General features: G+C 58.9%; 17 protein-coding genes and 1 pseudogene. 7 read left to right on the top strand and 11 right to left on the bottom strand.

All coding sequences use genetic code 11. The features are described 5' to 3' along the window. Nucleotides 1–2 precede the first annotated feature (2 nt). The 6 genes from panD to BW934_RS13190 form a co-directional block, all read right to left on the bottom strand. Nucleotides 3–410: an aspartate 1-decarboxylase gene (gene panD, locus BW934_RS13215; protein WP_076348887.1), complete on the bottom strand. Its 408-nt coding sequence runs from the start codon at nucleotides 408–410 to the stop codon at nucleotides 3–5. A gap of 121 nt (nucleotides 411–531) precedes the next feature. Further along, complete coding sequence (locus tag BW934_RS13210) at nucleotides 532–1,152, bottom strand: tetratricopeptide repeat protein (protein WP_076348885.1); 621 nt, start codon at nucleotides 1,150–1,152, stop codon at nucleotides 532–534. A gap of 351 nt (nucleotides 1,153–1,503) precedes the next feature. Further along, the gene (locus tag BW934_RS13205) at nucleotides 1,504–2,472 is read right to left on the bottom strand and encodes a DUF1861 family protein (protein WP_076348883.1); all 969 of its coding nucleotides are present in this window, start codon (nucleotides 2,470–2,472) and stop codon (nucleotides 1,504–1,506) included. A gap of 217 nt (nucleotides 2,473–2,689) precedes the next feature. Beyond that, entirely contained in the window at nucleotides 2,690–3,655 is a 966-nt protein-coding gene (locus tag BW934_RS13200) for a hypothetical protein (protein WP_076348881.1), read from the bottom strand. A 239-nt stretch (nucleotides 3,656–3,894) separates the two neighbouring features. Beyond that, entirely contained in the window at nucleotides 3,895–5,979 is a 2,085-nt protein-coding gene (locus BW934_RS13195; RefSeq protein ID WP_076348879.1) for a peptidoglycan D,D-transpeptidase FtsI family protein, read from the bottom strand. A 60-nt stretch (nucleotides 5,980–6,039) separates the two neighbouring features. After that, the gene (locus BW934_RS13190) at nucleotides 6,040–7,509 is read right to left on the bottom strand and encodes a UDP-N-acetylmuramoyl-L-alanyl-D-glutamate--2,6-diaminopimelate ligase (RefSeq protein WP_076348877.1); all 1,470 of its coding nucleotides are present in this window, start codon (nucleotides 7,507–7,509) and stop codon (nucleotides 6,040–6,042) included. Between the two features lie 241 nt (nucleotides 7,510–7,750). Between BW934_RS13190 and BW934_RS13185 the strand changes: the two genes are divergently transcribed. The 7 genes and pseudogenes from BW934_RS13185 to BW934_RS15585 all read left to right on the top strand — a co-directional run. Then, nucleotides 7,751–8,038 (top strand): twin-arginine translocase TatA/TatE family subunit, encoded by a 288-nt coding sequence (locus BW934_RS13185; protein WP_076348915.1) that lies wholly within the window; start codon nucleotides 7,751–7,753, stop codon nucleotides 8,036–8,038. Then, nucleotides 8,035–8,775, top strand: a complete 741-nt coding sequence (gene tatC / locus BW934_RS13180) for a twin-arginine translocase subunit TatC (RefSeq protein WP_076348875.1) — start codon at nucleotides 8,035–8,037, stop codon at nucleotides 8,773–8,775. Before BW934_RS13185 ends, tatC begins: the two co-directional genes overlap by 4 nt. Nucleotides 8,776–8,779: 4 nt before the next feature. Continuing rightward, nucleotides 8,780–9,913 carry a molybdopterin-dependent oxidoreductase gene (locus tag BW934_RS13175; RefSeq protein WP_076348873.1) on the top strand — a complete coding sequence of 378 codons (1,134 nt, stop codon included), beginning with the start codon at nucleotides 8,780–8,782 and terminating at the stop codon, nucleotides 9,911–9,913. 72 nt (nucleotides 9,914–9,985) lie between these two features. Continuing rightward, nucleotides 9,986–10,630: a hypothetical protein gene (locus BW934_RS13170; RefSeq protein ID WP_076348871.1), complete on the top strand. Its 645-nt coding sequence runs from the start codon at nucleotides 9,986–9,988 to the stop codon at nucleotides 10,628–10,630. A gap of 75 nt (nucleotides 10,631–10,705) precedes the next feature. After that, nucleotides 10,706–11,242 carry an RNA polymerase sigma factor gene (locus BW934_RS13165; RefSeq protein WP_076348869.1) on the top strand — a complete coding sequence of 179 codons (537 nt, stop codon included), beginning with the start codon at nucleotides 10,706–10,708 and terminating at the stop codon, nucleotides 11,240–11,242. After that, a complete protein-coding gene (locus tag BW934_RS13160; protein ID WP_076348867.1) occupies nucleotides 11,239–12,000 on the top strand; it encodes an anti-sigma factor in 762 nt (253 codons plus the stop codon). The genes BW934_RS13165 and BW934_RS13160 overlap by 4 nt, the downstream gene beginning before the upstream one ends. Before the next feature lie 268 nt (nucleotides 12,001–12,268). Continuing rightward, a pseudogene (locus tag BW934_RS15585) lies at nucleotides 12,269–13,099 on the top strand (IS1634 family transposase); the annotation flags it as partial. 135 nt (nucleotides 13,100–13,234) lie between these two features. On the opposite strand, the gene BW934_RS13150 reads toward BW934_RS15585, so the two are convergent. The 5 genes from BW934_RS13150 to BW934_RS13130 are packed head-to-tail and all read right to left on the bottom strand — an operon-like array spanning nucleotide 13,235 to nucleotide 19,503. Beyond that, nucleotides 13,235–14,755 (bottom strand): FGGY-family carbohydrate kinase, encoded by a 1,521-nt coding sequence (locus BW934_RS13150; RefSeq protein ID WP_076348865.1) that lies wholly within the window; start codon nucleotides 14,753–14,755, stop codon nucleotides 13,235–13,237. 7 nt (nucleotides 14,756–14,762) lie between these two features. Beyond that, nucleotides 14,763–15,701 (bottom strand): transketolase family protein, encoded by a 939-nt coding sequence (locus tag BW934_RS13145; RefSeq protein WP_076348863.1) that lies wholly within the window; start codon nucleotides 15,699–15,701, stop codon nucleotides 14,763–14,765. Then, on the bottom strand, nucleotides 15,698–16,552 hold the full coding sequence (locus BW934_RS13140) for a transketolase (RefSeq protein WP_076348861.1): 855 nt from the start codon (nucleotides 16,550–16,552) through the stop codon (nucleotides 15,698–15,700). Before BW934_RS13140 ends, BW934_RS13145 begins: the two co-directional genes overlap by 4 nt. Beyond that, nucleotides 16,552–17,988, bottom strand: a complete 1,437-nt coding sequence (locus BW934_RS13135) for an L-fucose/L-arabinose isomerase family protein (RefSeq protein WP_076348859.1) — start codon at nucleotides 17,986–17,988, stop codon at nucleotides 16,552–16,554. Before BW934_RS13135 ends, BW934_RS13140 begins: the two co-directional genes overlap by 1 nt. 54 nt (nucleotides 17,989–18,042) lie before the next feature. Next, a complete protein-coding gene (locus tag BW934_RS13130) occupies nucleotides 18,043–19,503 on the bottom strand; it encodes a DUF5605 domain-containing protein (RefSeq protein WP_076348857.1) in 1,461 nt (486 codons plus the stop codon). Nucleotides 19,504–19,546: the final 43 nt, after the last annotated feature.

The following is a 19,546-nucleotide window of genomic DNA, read 5'->3' as shown; positions in this document are numbered from 1 at the left end:
ACTTATGCTCGCGCGCCCGCGCGTTCCAAGCGCCGATTGGCTTCGGCCTCGGAGGCGAGCGCCTCGGTTGGCCGGTTGTCCGCATCCACCACGACGACCGTCGGCCGATGGCGGCGGACTTCCTCTTCGCTGTAGACCGCGTAGGAGATGATGATCACGAGATCTCCCGGCTCGGCGAGTCGCGCGGCGGCGCCGTTCAGGCCGATGACGCCGGTGCCGCGCTCGCCGGGAATCACGTACGTCTCAAACCGCGCGCCGGTGTGTAGATTGACCACCTGGACCTTTTCGTTCTCGACGAGATCCGCAGCTTCCATCAGGTCTTCGTCGATGGTGATGCTGCCGACGTAGTTCAGGTTGGTCTGCGTGACCGTGGCGCGGTGGATTTTGGACTTCATCAACGTGCGAAACATTGAAACCCCTCCATCCCCCTGGAGGATTGCTCGTTCCGTTCCCAAGCGTGAAGGCCTGTGCGCCTCCTCCGTCATGTTACGCGGATCCAAAGCGCGAGGCAAGCCCCAGACACAGCACGCGTCACTTGGAGCCGCTCTTCGATCCGTTCAGCGCAGCAAGCGTCGTCTGAATATCTGCGTAGGCGGTATCCGATTTGCTCACGTTTTTGAGCCCTTGCTCGAGCACCTGCTTGGCCTGGCTCGTCTCCTTCAGAGTGAGGTACGCCTCCGCCAGTTGCCAGTACGCCCAGCCGTAGGAGGGATCCACTTGAATCGACTTCTGGTAATACGGAATGGCTTCCTTCGGCTGATTCTCGCGCTCGCGGTACATGTTCCCAAGCGCCGTCAGGGCGAGCCCCGACTTCGGATTCGCCTGCACGGCGCGCTTGAAGTATTCGATGGCAAGGGCCGTGTTGCCGTTGGTCGAAGCGCTTTGCGCGGCGTTCATCTGCGCCGTGAAATCCGACGGATGCTTGTCCGCAATCGCGGTGAGTCGCTTGAGGTTGGCTGTACCCACCAAGTTCGTTGGCGCGACGACGAGGTTGTTCTTGCCCTGCTTGACGACGGTCGTGTTGTTCTTCGTCGCAGGGCTCGTGACCGCGGTGTTGGCGGAATTTGTCGTATTGTTGGCTGTGCCGCACCCCGCCACCAGGCCCGCCATCAGTGCGGCACACCCAGCAGATACAACAAGCTTGCGATACATCCCATCTCCTCCTTGTGAACCGTGGACTCCTCTCGAGTATACCATACGCTGACATCTCGTGTGCCCGCGTCGTGTCGGCGTCAGGCAAAACCCGCTCACCCCGCTGGGCTTGTCCCGCCTCTGCCGCCGCCTCTGCCGCCGCCTCTGCCGCCGCCTCTGCCGCCGCCTCTGCCGCCGCCTCTGCCGCCGCCTCTGCCGCCGCGCCTCTGCCGCGCCAGCGCCTTTGCGCCAGACGCGTGCCTCAACCCGCTGCGGCGGGCCAGTCTCGCCAAGCGCGGCTCTCAGCCGCGCCATACGCAACGCAAAAGCGGCGGCCGCCGTGCCCGAGGCGCGGCACCCCTTGAGTCCTCCTCAGGCCTCCATCTCCAGCGCACAGGGCGCCGCCTCAGCAAACGGATCCGGGATGAGGATCCGCTGCGCCTCTGCGTCCGACACCCCGGCGTACAAGTGCGCCGTGCCGTCCTCGTAGCGCACGAGGCCCCCGCTGAACACCACGTCCGCGAGCTCGGGGCGCTTGGCTTCCCCGCCGAGAAAATCGCTGCGCTCCGCGATAATGCGCACGGGCGTGACGAGATCGGCGTCGAGATCGAGCGCGAAACACATCGCTTTGTAATGGAGCGATCCGTCCTCAGTGCGGTACGCGATGTGCCCGAGCACGCCCACGGTGTGGTCGTCCACGAGCTGGGCCTCGTTCACGCCGCCCCACTCGCCCGGATGAAACCGGTCGGGCAGAAACTCCGCCTTGAGAATGGAGTCGGGCGAGAGATCGTCGAGCGAAGCCAGGATGGTCCAGCCGATTTGCGCCTGACCGCCATAGCGGCTGCCGTTGGGCCTGGTGAACACGCCCACGCGGCCGTCCGGCAGTTCCACGAGGCGAATGTCCTTCATCCACTGCGGCCCGACGGCAAACAGCCGCAGATCACCCACAGAAGCGCCGCGATAAAACACGGTGCGGTACTCAATCTCGTAGTTGTGGAACGGGTTGGTCCAAATTTCGACCCCGCCGAAGACGAGCTCGCCGTGGATGCGGGCGTGGAACGGATCTTGCAGACCGCGGAACGTGCGGAGCCCTTCAACCCGCGACCAGACGCCGTCCGGCGACTCCTCGAAGAATATCACTTCCGACAGCTCGCTGTGGCGCGGTTCCACGCGCGCCGGAATGAGGGTCCGCCCCTCGTCGATGAGCGGCGCCGCGATGTTGTAGACGTCGCGCCCCTCGGCGCCGCGGAAGCGAATCTTTTCGACACGAAACACTTGACGATGTTGCCGGTATTCCTGAGCAAGCCACTCGCATGGCTTCGCGGCACACCTAGATTTCACGTTGGGCACTCCCTCGGTGTAGTACACAGAATATGCAAGACGCCGCCGATCCGGCGCACCTGCAGCCACATCTGGCGCATATGGGAGAGACGCCGCAAGCGGCGAACAAGTTCTCTTCGTCGTGGCGGCCGACAACAGCCATACGTCCGTCCGCCGAACTTCTTGGCGGATCAGCCCCAGCATACTGGCTTTGCGGCAGCGATTCAAGGCCTGACGTTCAACCATTTCGGCCCAGGCCGACGAGGTGAAACGCCGGGACGAGCGCCCGCGGGATGAGCGAGATCCGGCTTGTGGCCATCGCAGCCGTTGGCTGCGGCGCCGCGGACTGAGCTGCGCCCGGCTGCACACTCGCCGGCCCAGAAGCGCCGTTCGACCCCGAAGCCGCAAGGGCCGAGGAGATGTCCGCAGCGGGGACCATGGCATTCGACTCCGCGCCGTAGCTCTCGCCGCCCACCGCAAACCCGGTTGCCACGGGGACGACCTGGCGCATGGCCGCGATGTCACGCGCGACTTCGTCCGCCGTGATGGAGGGCGTCGCCACGCTTTCCTGCGTCACCGCCCACACCGCGACGCCTTGCGACGCGAGCAGGCGCAGCGCGCCGAGATCGCGCGTTGACACATTGTTGGGGTACTGGACAGCAGGCGTTCTCCCGGGCATGTACCAGTCTTCCGCGACGTACGCGTCACCCGGGCCGAGGCCCACGCCGACGGCATCCGAAGGATCCCAGGCGTTGAGCGCGGCGGACATGCCCAAGAGATGAACCTGGGCCACGGCGAACACGCGGAGGGCGCGCGACACCCCGTAATTGGAGCCCGCAAGATCCAGGAAAATGCCCCGCACGCCAAGCGCCTTCCACTCTTGAAACTCTTGGACGAGCTCCGCGGCCGGGACGGGGTTCGATCCGTCGGACAGATTGACGTAGCCGTAGAACGCCGTGGACGGGTTCGAGGCCACAAGCTGCTGAACGGCGGCCTGGTTGGCATAGCCCGAAGATTCGGAATCCGCACCGAGCACCAACGCGGCGTAGCCCTGGATGGCAGCTTGGGTCTCAGGGGTGACCCAGCCGTAGTAGAAGCCGACGGGCACGGGAGATGCGGCCGAGACATCGGCCGGAGGCCAGAGCACGGACGAAGCGGCGGCCATGGCGGCGAGGCTGGCAAGCAACGTTGCGCGGCGCAGCATGGATGGTCCTCCCCCTTTAGTCTTTCTGGGCGCGAGGGCTTGATGTAACACCACGATGCAACAGGAGAGATGGATTCGACCGCGTTTTACCCACTTCGACACTCAAATGTAGAATTCGCCGCGGCCCAGGTATCTCCTGCCACGCCTTCGCGCGACAGCCCCATCTTCCGCATGGGGCGATCGCGGCGGCACCGCCGGCCGCTCAGGTCCCGTCCGATCGCCACGCCGCTTCTCGTGCGTCAATTCGTCTCCTCAGGCAAACGGTACGCGGGCGACGAAAACCAGCTCTTTGGAATCTGTGTGCTCGTCCACTGGCTCTTCGGCATCCACGGCTCATGGTGCTCGTCGAAGTACGCGTCGATCATCTTTCGCGCAATGATCGCCGAAAATTGCGCGCCATATCCCCCGCCGGGCGCCATCACCGAAACGGCCACGAGCGGGTGGTTGAGCGGAGCGTAACAGATGAAGACCGAGTTGTCCGTGCGCCTGCCATTCATCACAATCTGCGCCGTCCCTGTCTTGCCCGCCGCCGCGTAGGGCGCTCCCAAAAACGCGTAGTAGGCCGTACCCGCCGGGTTCGAGGTGACGCCGTGCATTCCAGCTTTGACCAGCTTCCACTCCCACAGCTTCGCCTTCACCACGCCCGCCACCTGAGGTTTGTAGGTCATGATCGGCCGAACGCCATTTTGCGGTGTGCCATTCGGCGGATACACGCGCTCCAGCAAATGGGGTTTCAGGCGGATACCCTGGTCGGCGAGCGTCATGGCGTACACCGCAAGTTGGATGGGACTAAACATCTGCGACTGACCGATATCAGCGTCCGCCAAGCTCGCGGGCGATCCGTAGTTGACGTACTTGCCCGTCTTGGCGATGGACGCCTCGCTCGCCTGTAAGTTATAGGGCACCTGGATATTGCCCTTGCGGTAGTCCTCGATAAAAAATTCGCCCGGCACCTCGTAGGGAAGGTCGATGCCCGTCGTCGGCCCCAGGCCGAAATCCTCTTCTTCTTGAAAGATCTGATTGATTCCCTTCGCAAAGTCGGTGTCCAAATAGTTTTGGTACGATCCGGCCGATTTCGGATACGTGCCGCCCGAGGTCGTGCTCGATCCAAACCACTTGCCCAGATGCAGGCCCACCTCGTACATGAACACGTCGCTCGAGACCGTGAGCGCTTCAATCGGGTTCACCCAGCCAAACGCGATGCCACCGTCCTCATGGATGATCTGCGTCCCCACGTAAATGTAGCCGTCGTCGAGAATGCGGGTCTGCGGATTCACCACACCCGCGTTCATCGCCGCAATCATGTTCGCCGGCTTGACCGTCGAGCCCGGATAGTTGATGGCCTGAATCGCGTAGTTCATCTGGGCACCCGAGGTGGTGAGGTAATGCGCGTGCTTGACGTAGGAACCGTTCACATACCAGTTGGGGTCCAGATACGGGTAGCTCGCCATCGCGATGACGCCGCCCGTCTTCACATTCAGCATCACAGCCGCGACATCCGTAATCTTCCGATTCGATGTCGAGGCAAGCATCTGCTGAATGATCTCCTGCGTCTCCGCCTGCTCACGCCCGTCCAGGGTAAGCTGAATGTTGTCACCGCCGATTGGCTTCACTTCTTTGACGATCCCGACGCCTGTGCCCGTGCTGTTGATGGCCACCAACCGATAGCCTGGCTTGCCTTGGAGCAGATGCTCGTACTCGTATTCGAGACCGGTCTCGCCCACCTGCTGGTTGTCCAGATACCCGGGATACTGGTTCACGTTCTGCGCCGTGATAGCCCCTACGTACCCAAGGACTTGTCCGGCGAGATCGCCATACGGATATTGGCGCTCGTAGTCCTGAATGATTTGCACCTCTGGCAGTTCGCTCTGATGCTGCACGACGTAGGCGACCTGGGCGTCCGTCACATGAGTGGCCAAAGTCACCTGAAGGGCGGACGGGTTGGACGTCATGCGCGCATAGAGCGCCTGCTCCGACGTCTGAAGCACGGGTGCGAGCAGTTGGGCCTCCCTGCGGAGGACGGCGTCGGACAGGGGACGAGACCGGACGAGCTCAATTTTCACAACTGGGACGTCCCACGCCAGCACCTGGCCGTTGGCGTCGTAAATCCAGCCCCGCTGGGGCAGGACGGGGATCCGCGCGTAGTGGATGACCTGCTCACTGGCTCGGTCCTCAGCGCCTTGAACCAATTGCACCTGGCCCAGGCGGACGATGAGCGCGCTCATGGCAAGGAAGACCCCTCCATAGAGCACGCCGATTCGGACGCGGTGCTTACGCCGAACATCGATTCTTCTCATCTGGCCGTTTCGTCTGCGCTGTCGCATGTCTCTCGCACTCCTTGAACTCTTTCCACATGCTCTTATCAAACGATGCTGCAAATCGTTTCAAAACGCGCCGGGCGGCGCGTCGTTGTTGAGCGCGTCGTACACCAGCTGCTCGTCGGTCCCGGCCAACCGAATCCCCGCGACGACTTGAAACGGTTCATGCCCCCGGCCCGTAATGAGGACCACGTCGTTTCGCGCCGCGTGCTGGATGGCCCATGCAATCGCTTGAGCGCGATCCAAGATCACCTCGTAAGGTCGATCCGGGATGCGCTTCACACCGGCTAAGATGTCATCCGCGATCATCTCAGGATCTTCGCTGTAAGGGCTGTCCGTGGTGATGATGACGACATCGGCGAGCATTGCGGCAATCATGCCCATCTCCGGGCGCTTGCCTTTGTCCCGCTCACCCCGCCCGCCGAAGACGAGCCAGATCCGGCCTGACGTCCACCTGCGGGCCGCGTGGAGCACCTGGGCCAGGGCGTCCGGTGTATGTGCATAGTCGATGACGATCATCGGCCGGTCGGGCGGACGTAGAACGTGCATTCGTCCAGGAATCGATGGGAGTGTGGAAATCGCCTCGCGAATGGCTTCCGGTTCCACACCCAACACGCGTGCGGCCGCGACGGCGGCAAGGAGATTGTAGACGTTGTACATACCGGGATGACCAAGTTCTACCTCCGCCTCAATCGCGCTCGGCAGGGCGATGCGGAGCCTCGTTTTCCAAGGCTGGAGCTCCATGACCTGTCCACGCACATCCCCCGAGTGCACCCCGTAGGTGACGACGGGGGCGAGACACGCGCGTCTCATGACCTCTACATAGGGACTATCGCTATTCAGAACAGCCCCCGGTTTATCTGCAGATAGCCCTCGGAACAGAAGCGCCTTGGCAGCTGCGTACTGCTCCATGGTTCCGTGAAAGTCGAGATGCTCCCGAGAGAGATTGGTAAAAACCGCGACGTCCACGTCCACATCGTCGGTCCGATGCTGAACAAGCGCGTGCGACGACACCTCCATCACCACGTGAGAGCATCCTGCGACCAGCATTTCGCTGAGCACGCGATGAAGTTGAGGCGCTTCCGGCGTTGTCCACTCCGCAGCCATTTGCTTCGCCGTGGTGTCGATGACCACACTGGACAGCGTGCCGACGCGGTGGCCGGCGCAACGAAGCATGTGCGCGATCCAATGCACAGTGGTGGTCTTGCCATTGGTTCCTGTAACACCTATCACGGTCAGATGTCGCGACGGATCCCCATAGACGCGCGCCGAGATCGCGCTTGCAGCTCTGCGAGCGTCTGGGACCCGCACGTAGGGAATGCCGGCGGGGACGTTCACGGTCTCACGCTCTCGCTCACCCACAATCGCCACGGCCCCGCGCGCCACAGCCTCGGGAATGAACGCATGCCCATCGACATGTTGGCCGGGTATTGCCACAAACACGTCGCCGGGGGACACTTGGCGCGAGTCCATGGCCACCCCCGTCACACCGTAGTTGGCGAAGCCATTCGCCAGTTCTCGTGCCCAAAGTTCCAAAGGCCATCCCGCCTTTCCCCATGCCCCGTGTCTTGTCCCGGTGCAAGCATAGGAATGGCTGTTCAAATTCCGCTTGGAGCCGTAAAGCCACGTCATCTCAAATCTTTCATCTCCGCATGGCGCAAAACCAAACTTGAGCTTTCCTTCGTATAAAGACATAGAAGGATGAGTCCAGGTTTCATCGATGACGCCCTCGCGAGCCTCGGCTTCGCACAAGCAAATCTCGGGGAGGAGGATGCGCGTGTTCAGCAATATAGGATGGTCCGGCGTGTTGCTCATCGTCGTCGCCGCGCTCTTTGTGTTTGGCCCAAAGAAACTGCCGGAACTCGGGCGATCCGTCGGTCACTTCTTGCGGGAGTTTCGGACGGCCCTCAGCCAGGGTCAGGCCGATGGGGAACCTGCTGCAGCGCGCACGCATGGGCCGGGTGAAGAAACGCAGGCGCCGCCTCGGCGAGCATCGGCGCAGGCGACCGATGCAAGCGAGCGAGAGGCCTCCGAGCGTCCACCGACCCAGATGCACACGCCATGAGTTCGCGCATGCACCCGTCCCGCGCTCTGCGGCGCCACCTCATTCGCATGGCAGTCGTCTATGCAGCGCTTTTTGCCGCGGCGGCCGCCTCGTTGCCCGCTCTCCTGCGCGCCGCCATGCGGCCCGTGTTGGCCCTTCACATCCGTCTCATCGCGACCAGTTTGGATGAGGTCGTCATCCAAGATTTGAAGCTCGCACTGCTCGCCGCTTTCGTCGCCGGTCTCCCGTACTTCTTGTTCGAAGCTTGGACGTTTGTGGCGCCCGCACTGACCCCCGCGGAACGCAGGCGGGGAAGCGCGCTGCTGTTGGGCAGTGCGCTCTGCGCTCTTTTCGGTGCGTCGTTTGCGTGGTGGGTGGTTGTGCCACGGCTCATCCGGTATCTCGCGGCGATCGCGGCGTGGTCGCACGTCCTGCTCTATCTGCGCTACGAGAGTTACGTCTCGTTCGTCGGCACCCTCATTCTTGCGTTTGCCGCCGCCTTCGAACTGCCCATCGCCGTGGCGTGGGCGGTTGGGATGGGGATCATCACGCCGCAGGACCTGAAGGCCAAGCGCCGCTACGCGTACTTCGCGCTCGTTGTCGTGGGCGTGCTCTTGAGCCCGCCAGAGCTCGTCGCCCACCTCACCGTCACCGTGCCGCTTTTCTTGCTCTACGAGGGGAGCATCGCTCTTGCGACCCTCGTGGATCGCCGCCGGCAAAAGGAATCCGCGCAGTCGCCTGCGCTCTCAGAGAGGTGAGACCATGCCCGCTGTCTCATCTAAGGCCCGGCGTTGGCCGCGCCCGCTCCGCTACTTGCATCACTACACCATCGTGTCCTTTGTTCTGCTCGTGGCGAGCGGTCTCGCGCTGTACCTGCCCCAAATTCACCGGTTCATGATCCCCTACATTCCGTGGGTCTACCGGCTACACATCCTGCTCGGGCTCGTGTTTGCCGTCACGCTCCTCACCCCCTTGATCCGCTGGTTGCCGAAAGGCAGGCGCCTGTCCAAGTGGGACTGGACGCTCCCTATCCTCTTCGGCGCCCCGATTGTCGTCACAGGCGTCATGCTGTGGTGGGTGCAGGTCTTTCCCTCGTCCATGCGGAGCCGCGCGTTTCACTGGCACGGATGGCTCACCGCTGTCTTAGGGACGTGGATCCTCATCCACGCCTTCCTGAAGGTGTCGGGCATCCGCCCCAAATCGCGCCTGCTGTACGAGCGCGTCGACTGGGAGCGCCGCCGCTTCCTTGTCTCGCTCGCCACCGGCGCGCTCGGCGCCCTGTTCGTGACGTCGGTCGATCCGGCCGCCTGGCTTCGCGCCCTGCGCGGCCCCTCCAAGGTGGGGCCCGCGAGCCCTATCAACGCCCCGCAGGGGGTGCAGATTTTCCCTGCCTACTACACCGTCGTCAACGGTTACCCGGAGATCGATGCGACCTCCTACCGGCTCGTCGTCGATGGCGATGTGGAGCATCCGCGTTCGTTCACGTACGCGGAGCTCAAGTCGCTCGCCGCCGTCCATGAGACGCAAAATTTCCAGTGCGTCACCGGCTGGAGCGTGCCCAACGTCCGGTGGAAAGGCGTGCACCTCTCGCAACTCGCCATGTGGGTCAAGCCGAGATCGAACGTCCAATACGTCCACTTTTACTCGGGCGACGGCGTGTACACGGAGTGTTTGCGCCTACAAGAGGCGTTCGATCCGACGGTGCTTTTGGCCTACGAGATGGACGGCGCGCCGCTCCTGCGGGAGCAAGGCTTTCCGCTTCGGCTTGTGGTCCCGAAGATGTATGGGTACAAGTCCATCAAGTGGGTGGTGCGCGTGAGCTTCTCCGCGACGCCCATCACGGGCTACTGGGAGCACTTTGGTTATCCGTCGGAGGCGTACTTCGGATCGCGCTGAAACCAAACGCGTCCTTCGGCTCGTATGGACAGATGAAACCTGAACACATCCGGAGTCTCAGGAGGGGGAACCATGATGCGTTGGAATTGGAAGGTTGCTGTGGGATCGTTGGCGTTGGCCGCACTGGGCGCAGGGGCGGCGGTGTCGCCGGTGTTTGCGGCGGCGAAGTCGTCGAAGGCCGCGCAGTCCCACGCAGAGGCGAGCGCGGCAGTCGTGATGGCTGGGAAGCTGTACGGCAACATTCCGAACGTCACCATTCGCGGCGTGGAAGCTGGGAAGGCGCCGTGGGTCGTGGACGGATCGTACCAGCTGAAGAGCAACCTGTTCACGGCGAGTGGGAAGTGGCTCATCATTCCGAAGCAGGGCTATATGGAGAACGGTCAGCCGGTTCCGGCCAAAATTGGCGGCACGACGAACAACATTCCGGCCGTCGGGGCCGAAATCACGTTTGCAAACGCGGCGCCCATTGTGTTGCCGCCGGTCAAGCTGTCGAGCCAAGGTGACTTCTCGTTCCACGACGCCATCCAGTGGCCGAAGGGTGCCGCGCAGCCGGTCATCCTGATTGGGCCCGAGAAGAACGGTCAGCTCGTCGCGTGGTTTGCGGCGTCGGACTTCCTCGCCGACTACGGCCAGGCGACGGGCATGGGCGGCGGATGGGTGAACGCGGCGCATCCAGAGACTCCCGTGCGGCACACCCACCTCGCTTCGAAGAAGTGAGGCACCCTCGCAAGTGACGCCACCACGCCATCCGCGCCGCCCCCGCGCTGGGGCGGCGCGCGGGGAGAGGATTTCGTGCCCTCGGACGAAGAACTGATGCAGCGCGTGGCCCAGGGCGATGCGCGCGCCCTGGATGAGCTGTACGCGCGACACGCCCCCCGCGTGACGGCTATCGCGCGCAGACTCATCGCCGATGCGGACCTGGTGAAAGACGTCGTGCAGGACGTCTTTCTGCGCGTGTGGCGGACGAGATCGTATAACCCAGCGCTCGGCCCCGTGAGCCACTGGCTCGCCGTCGTGACGCGCCACATCGCCGTGGATCACCTGCGCCGCGCGAAACCTCGCGACCGATTTGTCCCGCTCGACCTGCACCCGCCTAGCGCCCACGCCACCGAGGATGTGACGCTGCTCCGGGCCGATCTCGCCCGCGCCCTGCGCACGATTCGGCCGGAAGAGCGCGAGATCCTGGTCCTCGCCTATCTCAGCGGCCTGACCTTGCAGGAAATCTCGGAGCGGCTCCAGATTCCGCTAGGCACCGTGAAGACGCGGCTGCACCGGGGTCTTCGGAGGCTTAGGCAACAGTTGGCTGACTATCCGGAGGTGGAACCATGAGCCCGTCACGGCGCCTGTGCCGATATCTCACCGCCTACCTCACGGGCGATCTCGACGAGCCCACACTCGAGGCCTTCGAGCGCCACGTCCCCCGCTGCCGGGCGTGCCAGGAGGCGCTCGCGGAAGTGATGCCGTCGTGGCAAATGCTTGTGGACGTGGAACCGAGCGCAGAGGACCGCGCCTACGCGGCGTCCTGGCAGAAGGACATCCTCGCCCACGTGCTCGGGACGCGATCCGCGCGACGGCAGCGTGCAGAGCTGGGCTTGGCTTGGCGCGCAAGGCGGGATCGCGTGTATCAAGTGTGGGCCTATGCGGCATCCGCGCTCGCGGTGGCCGCGTCCTTCGGGCTTGTGGTGATGGCCAAGTCGGCCTCGAGCGTTCAGGGCCCGCCGGCCAACGCCATCGCCCAAGGCGCGAGCACGCCCATCGCCGAGGTGCCCATGCAGGCCATGGGGAACGGCGCGGAGGGCAGGCTCTACGTGTTTCGGCAAGGCAAGGCAGAGCGGCTCGTCATCGTGGTGGAGGGGCTGAAACCCGTATCGGCGCCTGGTGCCTACAGCGTGTGGTACGTCCACGGGGACGTGCACGATCTCGCCGCCACCCTGCGCGTCGACGCGCATGGCACAGGCATCGCGATGCTGCCGTACCCGCCGAAGCAGGCGGCGATGGTGGGCATCACGCGGGAACCGGACGCCAAGGACGTGCGCCCGCGCGGGAAGCGCGTCTTGATCGCCAAACTGCCAAAGGCGGCGCTGTGAAGAAGCGGCGCAGGGCACCGCGCGACGCGGGCGGTGGAGACACGGGGTTTTTGCCCACGAGTCAAAAATGCCCGCACTCGAATCATCTCAATCCCATTCCCCGGCTTCGACAGTTGGACTGGGCATGTAAGCTTACGGACGAAGTTGGAGTGCAATTGCAGCGGTGCTTGCGCGACTTATCCACAGGCCCGCGCCGCATTTTCTACCGCCTTTATGTAGGCGTGCGTTTTGTCTTTGAGTCGTACATTCGGGTATAAGTCGACAGGATATTCGTGTCATTCGCCGAAAAAGCAAGAACGGTTCCGTCACCGGTTGCGTGCAGTTAGCTCATACACTATTGCAATCCCAACACCGGCCAGCCCAAGGCCAAGGTCCTGTACACCTTTGGTCGTGAAGACGAAATGGACCTCGAGGCCCTCCAACGCTTTGCCCAGAGCATCCATCGCTTCGTTAGCGACGCGTCTACAGCCCGGACGTGGTTACATAGCGGGCGTCCAAACCACGCTTCTGGACATCCGTCCTACGGGAGCGGCATATCTGCTGGACGAGCTGTGGCGACAGCCCGGGTTCGACAGGATCGTGCGCGAGCCGCTTGCCGACCGCAAGTTCAAAGCGACCGTCGAGCGTCTCATCTTCGCCATGGTCGCGAATCACGCTGTGGTGCTAAGCAGCTAGCGGCCACGGAGGAATGGGTCGACCGTGAAGTGGCTCTTCCCGCTCTGAACGAGTTGAACGTGTAGCAGGCATGCCGGGCAATGGATTTTCTCCTAGATTCGGCGGAAGACCTGCAATACGAGGTCTTCCGCCGAGTGTCCGATTTCCTGAACCTGGACGTGGACCTTCTGCTGTTTGACACGACCCTACATACTACGAGACGGAGGACGAATCAGATGTCGACCTACGGCGCAAGAGGCATTCCACATATTCCAAAGACCACCGACCCGGCTTGCCTCAGGTGGTAGTCGGGCTTGCGGTGATGCGGGACAGAATTTGCAAGCGTTGCTGGACATGACCCGAAAATACAGCGGATCTCAGCGTGGTCGAAGAGGCTAACCAGGACCTTATCGGCTGGCGTCTTGGTCGCGTGATCACAGCGCTGACGAGTGCGCCGCCTTACCCACGTGACGGCGCCGTGTGGGAGCGACCAGCTGGTTTACCATGGCATGAACCAGGTATTCCTGGCACCGTGTCCTTAGGTGAAACAAGCAGGCAATAGAAGCTTGCTGGTCGGCGCTCACGTCTCCGGTCGCCGCGCCTTCATAATCGTACTATACCCCAGGACCGCGTCCACTGCATTTCGCCAATTGAGGTAACGACACTCGCATTCCCGGTGTTTTTCCGGATTCGGAGTGTATAACTGATACAAGAATATGTCGTTCGCCAGCTCCTCGACAGAGCCCCAGAGCCCTGCTCGTAGCCCTGCAGCATAGGCGACGCCGAGTGCCGACATGTCGTCTTCCTTTGAGCACTGAACTGGAATGTTCAAAACGTCCGCCTGAAGCTGCATCAGATGGCGATTGCGCGATGCTCCTCCATCGGCCCGTATTTCGGAAATCGATGTCCCCAACTCGCGTTCGAGCAAATCTTTGGCATCCCTGACTTGAAACGCAATTGATTCAACCGCTGCACGCAAAATGTCAGTACGCGTCGTGCTTCGGTCAATCCCCAAAATCGCAGCACGAGCGGATGAAACCCAGTACGGCGAACCGAGCCCGGTGAACGCAGGAACAAAGTAGACATCACTTTTACGCTGTTCTTCCTTCAAGGCGTCTAGCAGCTCAATCTCCGTATCAATGATACGCAGCTCATTTCTCAGCCACTGAATTGTATCCCCCGTACTACGTATCGCGGCTTCAGCGACGTAAGTGACACGATTACCAACCTTCCACCCTATTGAGGTCAGGACACCCCGGTCGGCCGAGATCGTGACTTCATTACCGATGTTCATCAGCACGGACGTTCCGGTGCCAAAGGTCACCTTGGTTTGGCCTGGTCTTACACATAGATGGCCAAATGAAGATGCCTGAGAGTCGCCCATCACCGCCAGGATGGGCACACCCTTCAAACCCGTCGCCTCGTCAACAACGGTACCATAGAAATCACTTGATGCTCGCACCTCGGGGAGCAAGTCCATTGGTACGCCGAAGAGGCGGCACAGGCGCTCGTCCCACTCAAGCGTGTGGATGTTGAACAACAGGGTCCGGCTTGCATTGCTGATATCCGTAGCGTGGACCCGCCCGCCTGTCAGCTTCCATAAAAGCCACGAGTCCATAGTTCCAACACGTAAATCTGTTTGATTGGCACATGTGATAGACACATGTGATAGTATCCACTGAATCTTCGTGGCAGAGAAATATGGGTCGAGAACTAATCCCGTACTTTGTCGAACCTCGTCTTCCGCTCCTTCGGCCGCTAAACGTTCACAGACCTGCCTTGTGCGTTGGCATTGCCAAACAATTGCAGGATACACGGGGCGTCCGTCGGTGGCACTCCAGACCACACTCGTTTCACGCTGGTTGCACAAGGCCAGACCAATAATTTCCTTCCGTTTAACTTTGGATGCCGCCAACAGCTCCTTCAACACTATACATAGATTGTCGTAAATTTGTTCTGGGTCGTGCTCTACCCACCCCTGTTGGGGATAGCACTGATCATGAGACCGCGAACATTTCCCAACTACATGTCCGTCCTGATTCACTAAAATGGCTTTCGTGCCGGACGTACTCTGGTCAATAGCGATGACGTAGCTCGACACTGATTTGTCACAACCTTTTCATACGACCGAGAACTGTATTTGTGACGCCCTCAGGCGTAAGTCCGTAATGTGCCAGAATTTCTTGTTGGCTTCCTGTGACGGCTGGCTCATCGGGAATTCCTAGAATCAAAAGAGGCTTTGGACACTCCTGTGATAGGACCTCCGCCACAGCTCCCCCCAACCCGCCATGAATACTGTGCTCCTCGAGCGTAACGAAGAGCCGTGTCTTATTGACCTCTGCGAGAATTGCATTTCTATCGAAAGGTTTCAAAGTATGCATGTTTAGCACCGTCGCGGATATACCCTCGTGAGCCAGACGTTCCCAGACGTCCAAAGCGAGCCGCACCATCTCTCCCGTTGATACAAGCGTGACATCCTCACCTTGACGAAGACGGACCGCCTTACCGATCTCGAAAGCAAAGTTGTCGTCCGCATATACATCTCTGACGGGATTCCGACCAATGCGGACGTATGTCCCGTGGCGATCCGTCAAAAGAGCATCGACGAGCTTCCGCACCTCGAAGCGATCAGAGGGCAAAACGACCTGCAGTCCAGGGATCGCACGAGTAACAGCGATGTCTTGCAAGGAATGGTGAGACATCCCCAGGGTGCCATAGCTGACCCCCCCGCTGATACCAATAAGTTTGACGTTAGTGCCAGAATAAGCGACGTCCACTTTAATCTGCTCAATCGCCCGCATCGACAGGAAACACGCGGGCGAGAACACAAAGGGCGTGTAGCCGCAGGAAGCTAACCCCGACGCGATACCTACAATATTCTGCTCTGCAATACCTACCTCAATAAATTGCTTGGGATAGGTCTGAGCAAATGGGGACAGGGCCGCCGAACCCCTAGAGTCGCTCGTCAGTACTACTAGTTCTGGATGCTGAGGAGCGATTTCCATCAACACTTCATTGAAGACCTGCCGTAATGCGACCACCGTCATTGGGCGCCCCCTCCAAGTAATGCGTTAAGCTCGTCTAGAGCACGCAGATACTCCTCCTCAGTTGGAACATGGTGGTGCCATCCAGCCCGATTCTCCGCAAAGGAAATTCCCTTACCCTTTATCGTATTGGCAATTACAAGGGATGGTCTACTTTTGGAAAACGGGACGCTTGCAAACGTGTCGATCAACCCGCGGTAATCGTGACCATCAATTTCGCGGACATCCCAGCCGAAGCTTTCCCATTTACTATGCAGTGGCTCCAAACTCATGACGTTTTCTGTGCTCCCGGAAATTTGCAGTCGGTTGCGGTCGACGATTGCAACAAGATTGTCCAACTGATAGTGGCTTGCGGCCATGGCCGCTTCCCATACGGATCCCTCTGCTAATTCTCCGTCCCCCATCAGAACGAAAACGCGATAACGGCTTTTTGAGTCTGGTTCAGATAAGCGTCCGGCTAACGCCATTCCAACACCGATGGCAAGTCCATGACCTAGGGCTCCCGTATTCATTTCAACACCAGGAATTTTGTTATTTGGATGCCCTATAAAGGGCGAACCATAATGACAGTACGTCTTCAGTAGATCAGGGTCAAAGAAACCCATTTGGGCCAAAGTAGCGTAGTACGCCTCCACAGCGTGGCCCTTGCTAAGAATGAATCGGTCGCGACCTTCCCAATCCGGCTGTTTAGGGTCAACGCGAAGAATTCCTCCGAAGTAAAGGGACACTAAAATGTCAGTTTCACCCAGAGATGAACCTGTGTGCCCGGTCTGCGCCTCATAGATCATGTTCATGATCTGGAGGCGCACTTGGGTTGCGACCTGTTCTAGCCGACGCAGCTCCTCGAATTCCATTACCAACTCCACTCACCCCCGCGCAGCCAAGACTGAATTTCTTCGGCCGTGGGATCGACAGGATCCGGAGATAGACCCGGGATGTATTTGCATGCCTCGTAAAGCACGGGAACGACATTCGCGTGGACCCCTGCGACGTGATGAACGTACGGTCCCGTTACCAACCTTTCTTCCCAAAGAGGCCAATCTTTCACTTCAACCCACAAGTAACTGCCTCGCGTGAACGGTCCTTGAATACCTTTTGCACGCCCTAGAAACAATTGATATTCTCCGCAGTCCCCATCAAACCGTACTATAGAAACTTCGCCGCCTTTAATTTCACCCTCATGCGTTCCCGGCGCATGTGTATCGAACAGGAAGTGTTCACGGACCACTGGTCGATCTGATACCGAGAGTGTCGTGGGAAAGTTGCCGCAGTGGAACAATAGTTCACCGTTCTCTAGGTCAGGGTGCCGAATTGTAAGATCTGCAAAGAACGGAGGGGTCTCACCCATGCTTGCAGCTTGCGCCAGCAAGGCGCTAATAGCCCCGTGAACGTCGGTCTCACAAGTGACTGGAAAACCCTCATCTGTTAACAGCGCGTTGGTCAAGCACGGCATGATGCCGATGAGGTCCTGAAGTGCGGACCAGCATTGGATCGCAACGGTCTGGCAACGATACTGTTGCAGTTTTTGTGCGATCGCCGTTTTCAAAGCTACGATTCGCTGCAACGCTTCATCGTGAATTCCCCGAAGCTCAAACCGAGATTTCAACAAAGCACATTGTTCCTTAAAGTCAACAGATTGAATGCGCACAATTTCCAGCGTGAGGTCCGTAATTTCCTCGAGATTTAGAGGGATAACTTGAATACCAAACTTCTCGAGTAACTCCCCCTCATTGCACATCATGGTCCAAAACGAAGTAGGTCTTGGGCCAATTTGCAGTATCCTCATGTTCTTGAGCATCTTAATTACGTTCGATGCTGCTATGAAATTTTTAAATCCTCTACGAAAAACTTCACTCTCAACCGTGCTATTCACAATATAGGTAAAGGGAACTCCGAATCGCCGGAGGATCTTTCCTGTCGCAAATAAGCCGCACTGGGTGTCACGCAAGCGAGCCCCTGACGAAAGCGGTGCATCGTCCCTAGGTCCCCACAATAAGAATGGCTTATTCAAGGCCTTCCCTACCCTGGCAACCGCGTCCTCGGTCCCGAAATTACAATGAGGAGCGAAGACCGCATCGACATCCATTGACTTTAGGTAATTCGTTATCTTGATTTCTTCATCAAGATCGTCCTTTAATAGACCTTCGTCGGAGACAGCTGAAATGTCAATAACCTCGATGCCGGGAAATTTATCGATATGATTTACTATGACATCTCTTTGTCTCTTCGCTTCAGTTTTGCTAAAAACCGAGCGACGGGTTGGTACGTAAGCGAGGCGAATACGCTCCATGATATGAAACCTCCCTCGATGCTCAATATCGCCTAATACAAGTAAGTTACTCGTTCACAGGTCCCTTCTAATCAGCAACACCGCCATATACGGACGACCTGGCAGATTAACTCTCCCATCACCCTTTATTAAGTAATCTTGTTCGTATATTTCCATATTCCATGTATCTATAATCTTGACCCGATATTCGTTCACCTCGCCGACATAAATATCACGAAAGAGCGGCTGACTATTTCCAAAATAGAATAAGTAGTATTCGCCTTCTTTCCCGCCACAGACATCATCCCAAGACAACCTAATCTTCCTCAGAGGCCCTAGTTCGCCCAAGACTTGCTTTAGGAACTGGATCCGCGATACACTTTCGCCTCTCAGGTTTCCTCCGTGACACCACCAGAGTAACCGGTCGACACCTAAATAAGTTTCCCCATGTGACCCGAAACCGCCCCGAACATAGCACTCCCAGAATCTACGAACAAATTCTTGGGGAGGGAGGTTGCCCCATGCGTACGGTATGTTACCCTCATACCCCATTTCGTCGTACATAACAGGTTTTCCATACCGATCTATCAATCCATCTACTTCCTCGGTTGTAAGGTATAGATCCCTTCTCTGAACGCTCACATGTGTAATCCAACTACGGGAATAGTCAAAGAGCTTATGGCCGTTGTGAATTGAAATTAGTCTTTGATGTCCATCAATGTCTCGAAGATATTCACCTAATCTATCCCAGTGTTGTTCGCTTTTTTCTGCAATAAAGTCCCACTCATTCGCGAGAGACCACCATACATTTCGATAAGCACCGAGTCGAGCCACTACGTACCGCAGATACCTTTCATCCTCCTCCACACTCATCGACGAGAAGCCCCATTTGTCGTAAGGATGAAAGAGAATGATGTCAGCCTGAATGCTGATTCTGAGTAATTGTTCAACACACTCCTCAAAACGGCGGAAGAAATCGACGTTTAGCCGAGAGAAGTCCCAAGTCCCATCGGACCGTCGCTCAAACGGGTAATAGCGCGGCTCATCCGTATATCGATGCTCGTCTTTGCTGAATGGATACCATTTTGGGAAAACGCACATCCGAACTTTATTAAACGGGCTTTGCCGTAACGTGTTCAGGGTATGCTGGCGCGTGACGCTGTCTTGATGAGCCCATGCGTAACATGTCGTCCCAATAGGCAGGAATCGTTCACCGTTATGAAGTATAAAACCGTTTTTATCTGACACGCGGACAGGCCCGCCCGCATCAGCATGACACTCGCTGCAGTGAAATTTGCCTTCAATGCCGTGTATTCGAGGATGACTACTCGAAACACGATAATTCCAGGTTCCAGCTTGCTCTGGACAAAATCGAACTTTGAATATAGTGCCACCATCGTAGAACCCTAATATACGTCGCTGCTCATTCATGTGACTAAATTCCACTGTTACCGATACGTCAAACGGATCATTTACGACTTCCCCAATATCAAATGTCAACTCGTAGATACCGTGTTGCGTCAGACAAAGGTCCATAGAAAACAACCCCTCCTGATGATGTAACCTGTTGATGATGTCA

This window comes from Alicyclobacillus vulcanalis (assembly GCF_900156755.1).
Lineage (GTDB): Bacteria > Bacillota > Bacilli > Alicyclobacillales > Alicyclobacillaceae > Alicyclobacillus > Alicyclobacillus vulcanalis.
This window is presented reverse-complemented; position numbering and strand designations above follow the sequence as displayed.

What these genes read in the sequence shown, in the direction of transcription:
- BW934_RS13200 (WP_076348881.1), bottom strand. Translation starts at nt 3,655, where the DNA reads ATGCTGCGCCGCGCAACGTTGCTTGCCAGCCTCGCCGCCATGGCCGCC.
- BW934_RS13145 (WP_076348863.1), bottom strand. Translation starts at nt 15,701, where the DNA reads ATGACGGTGGTCGCATTACGGCAGGTCTTCAATGAAGTGTTGATGGAA.
- BW934_RS13195 (WP_076348879.1), bottom strand. Translation starts at nt 5,979, where the DNA reads ATGCGACAGCGCAGACGAAACGGCCAGATGAGAAGAATCGATGTTCGG.
- BW934_RS13170 (WP_076348871.1), top strand. Translation starts at nt 9,986, where the DNA reads ATGATGCGTTGGAATTGGAAGGTTGCTGTGGGATCGTTGGCGTTGGCC.
- BW934_RS13135 (WP_076348859.1), bottom strand. Translation starts at nt 17,988, where the DNA reads ATGGAGCGTATTCGCCTCGCTTACGTACCAACCCGTCGCTCGGTTTTT.
- BW934_RS13130 (WP_076348857.1), bottom strand. Translation starts at nt 19,503, where the DNA reads ATGGACCTTTGTCTGACGCAACACGGTATCTACGAGTTGACATTTGAT.
- panD (WP_076348887.1), bottom strand. Translation starts at nt 410, where the DNA reads ATGTTTCGCACGTTGATGAAGTCCAAAATCCACCGCGCCACGGTCACG.
- BW934_RS13160 (WP_076348867.1), top strand. Translation starts at nt 11,239, where the DNA reads ATGAGCCCGTCACGGCGCCTGTGCCGATATCTCACCGCCTACCTCACG.
- BW934_RS13140 (WP_076348861.1), bottom strand. Translation starts at nt 16,552, where the DNA reads ATGGAATTCGAGGAGCTGCGTCGGCTAGAACAGGTCGCAACCCAAGTG.
- tatC (WP_076348875.1), top strand. Translation starts at nt 8,035, where the DNA reads ATGAGTTCGCGCATGCACCCGTCCCGCGCTCTGCGGCGCCACCTCATT.
- BW934_RS13175 (WP_076348873.1), top strand. Translation starts at nt 8,780, where the DNA reads ATGCCCGCTGTCTCATCTAAGGCCCGGCGTTGGCCGCGCCCGCTCCGC.
- BW934_RS13210 (WP_076348885.1), bottom strand. Translation starts at nt 1,152, where the DNA reads ATGTATCGCAAGCTTGTTGTATCTGCTGGGTGTGCCGCACTGATGGCG.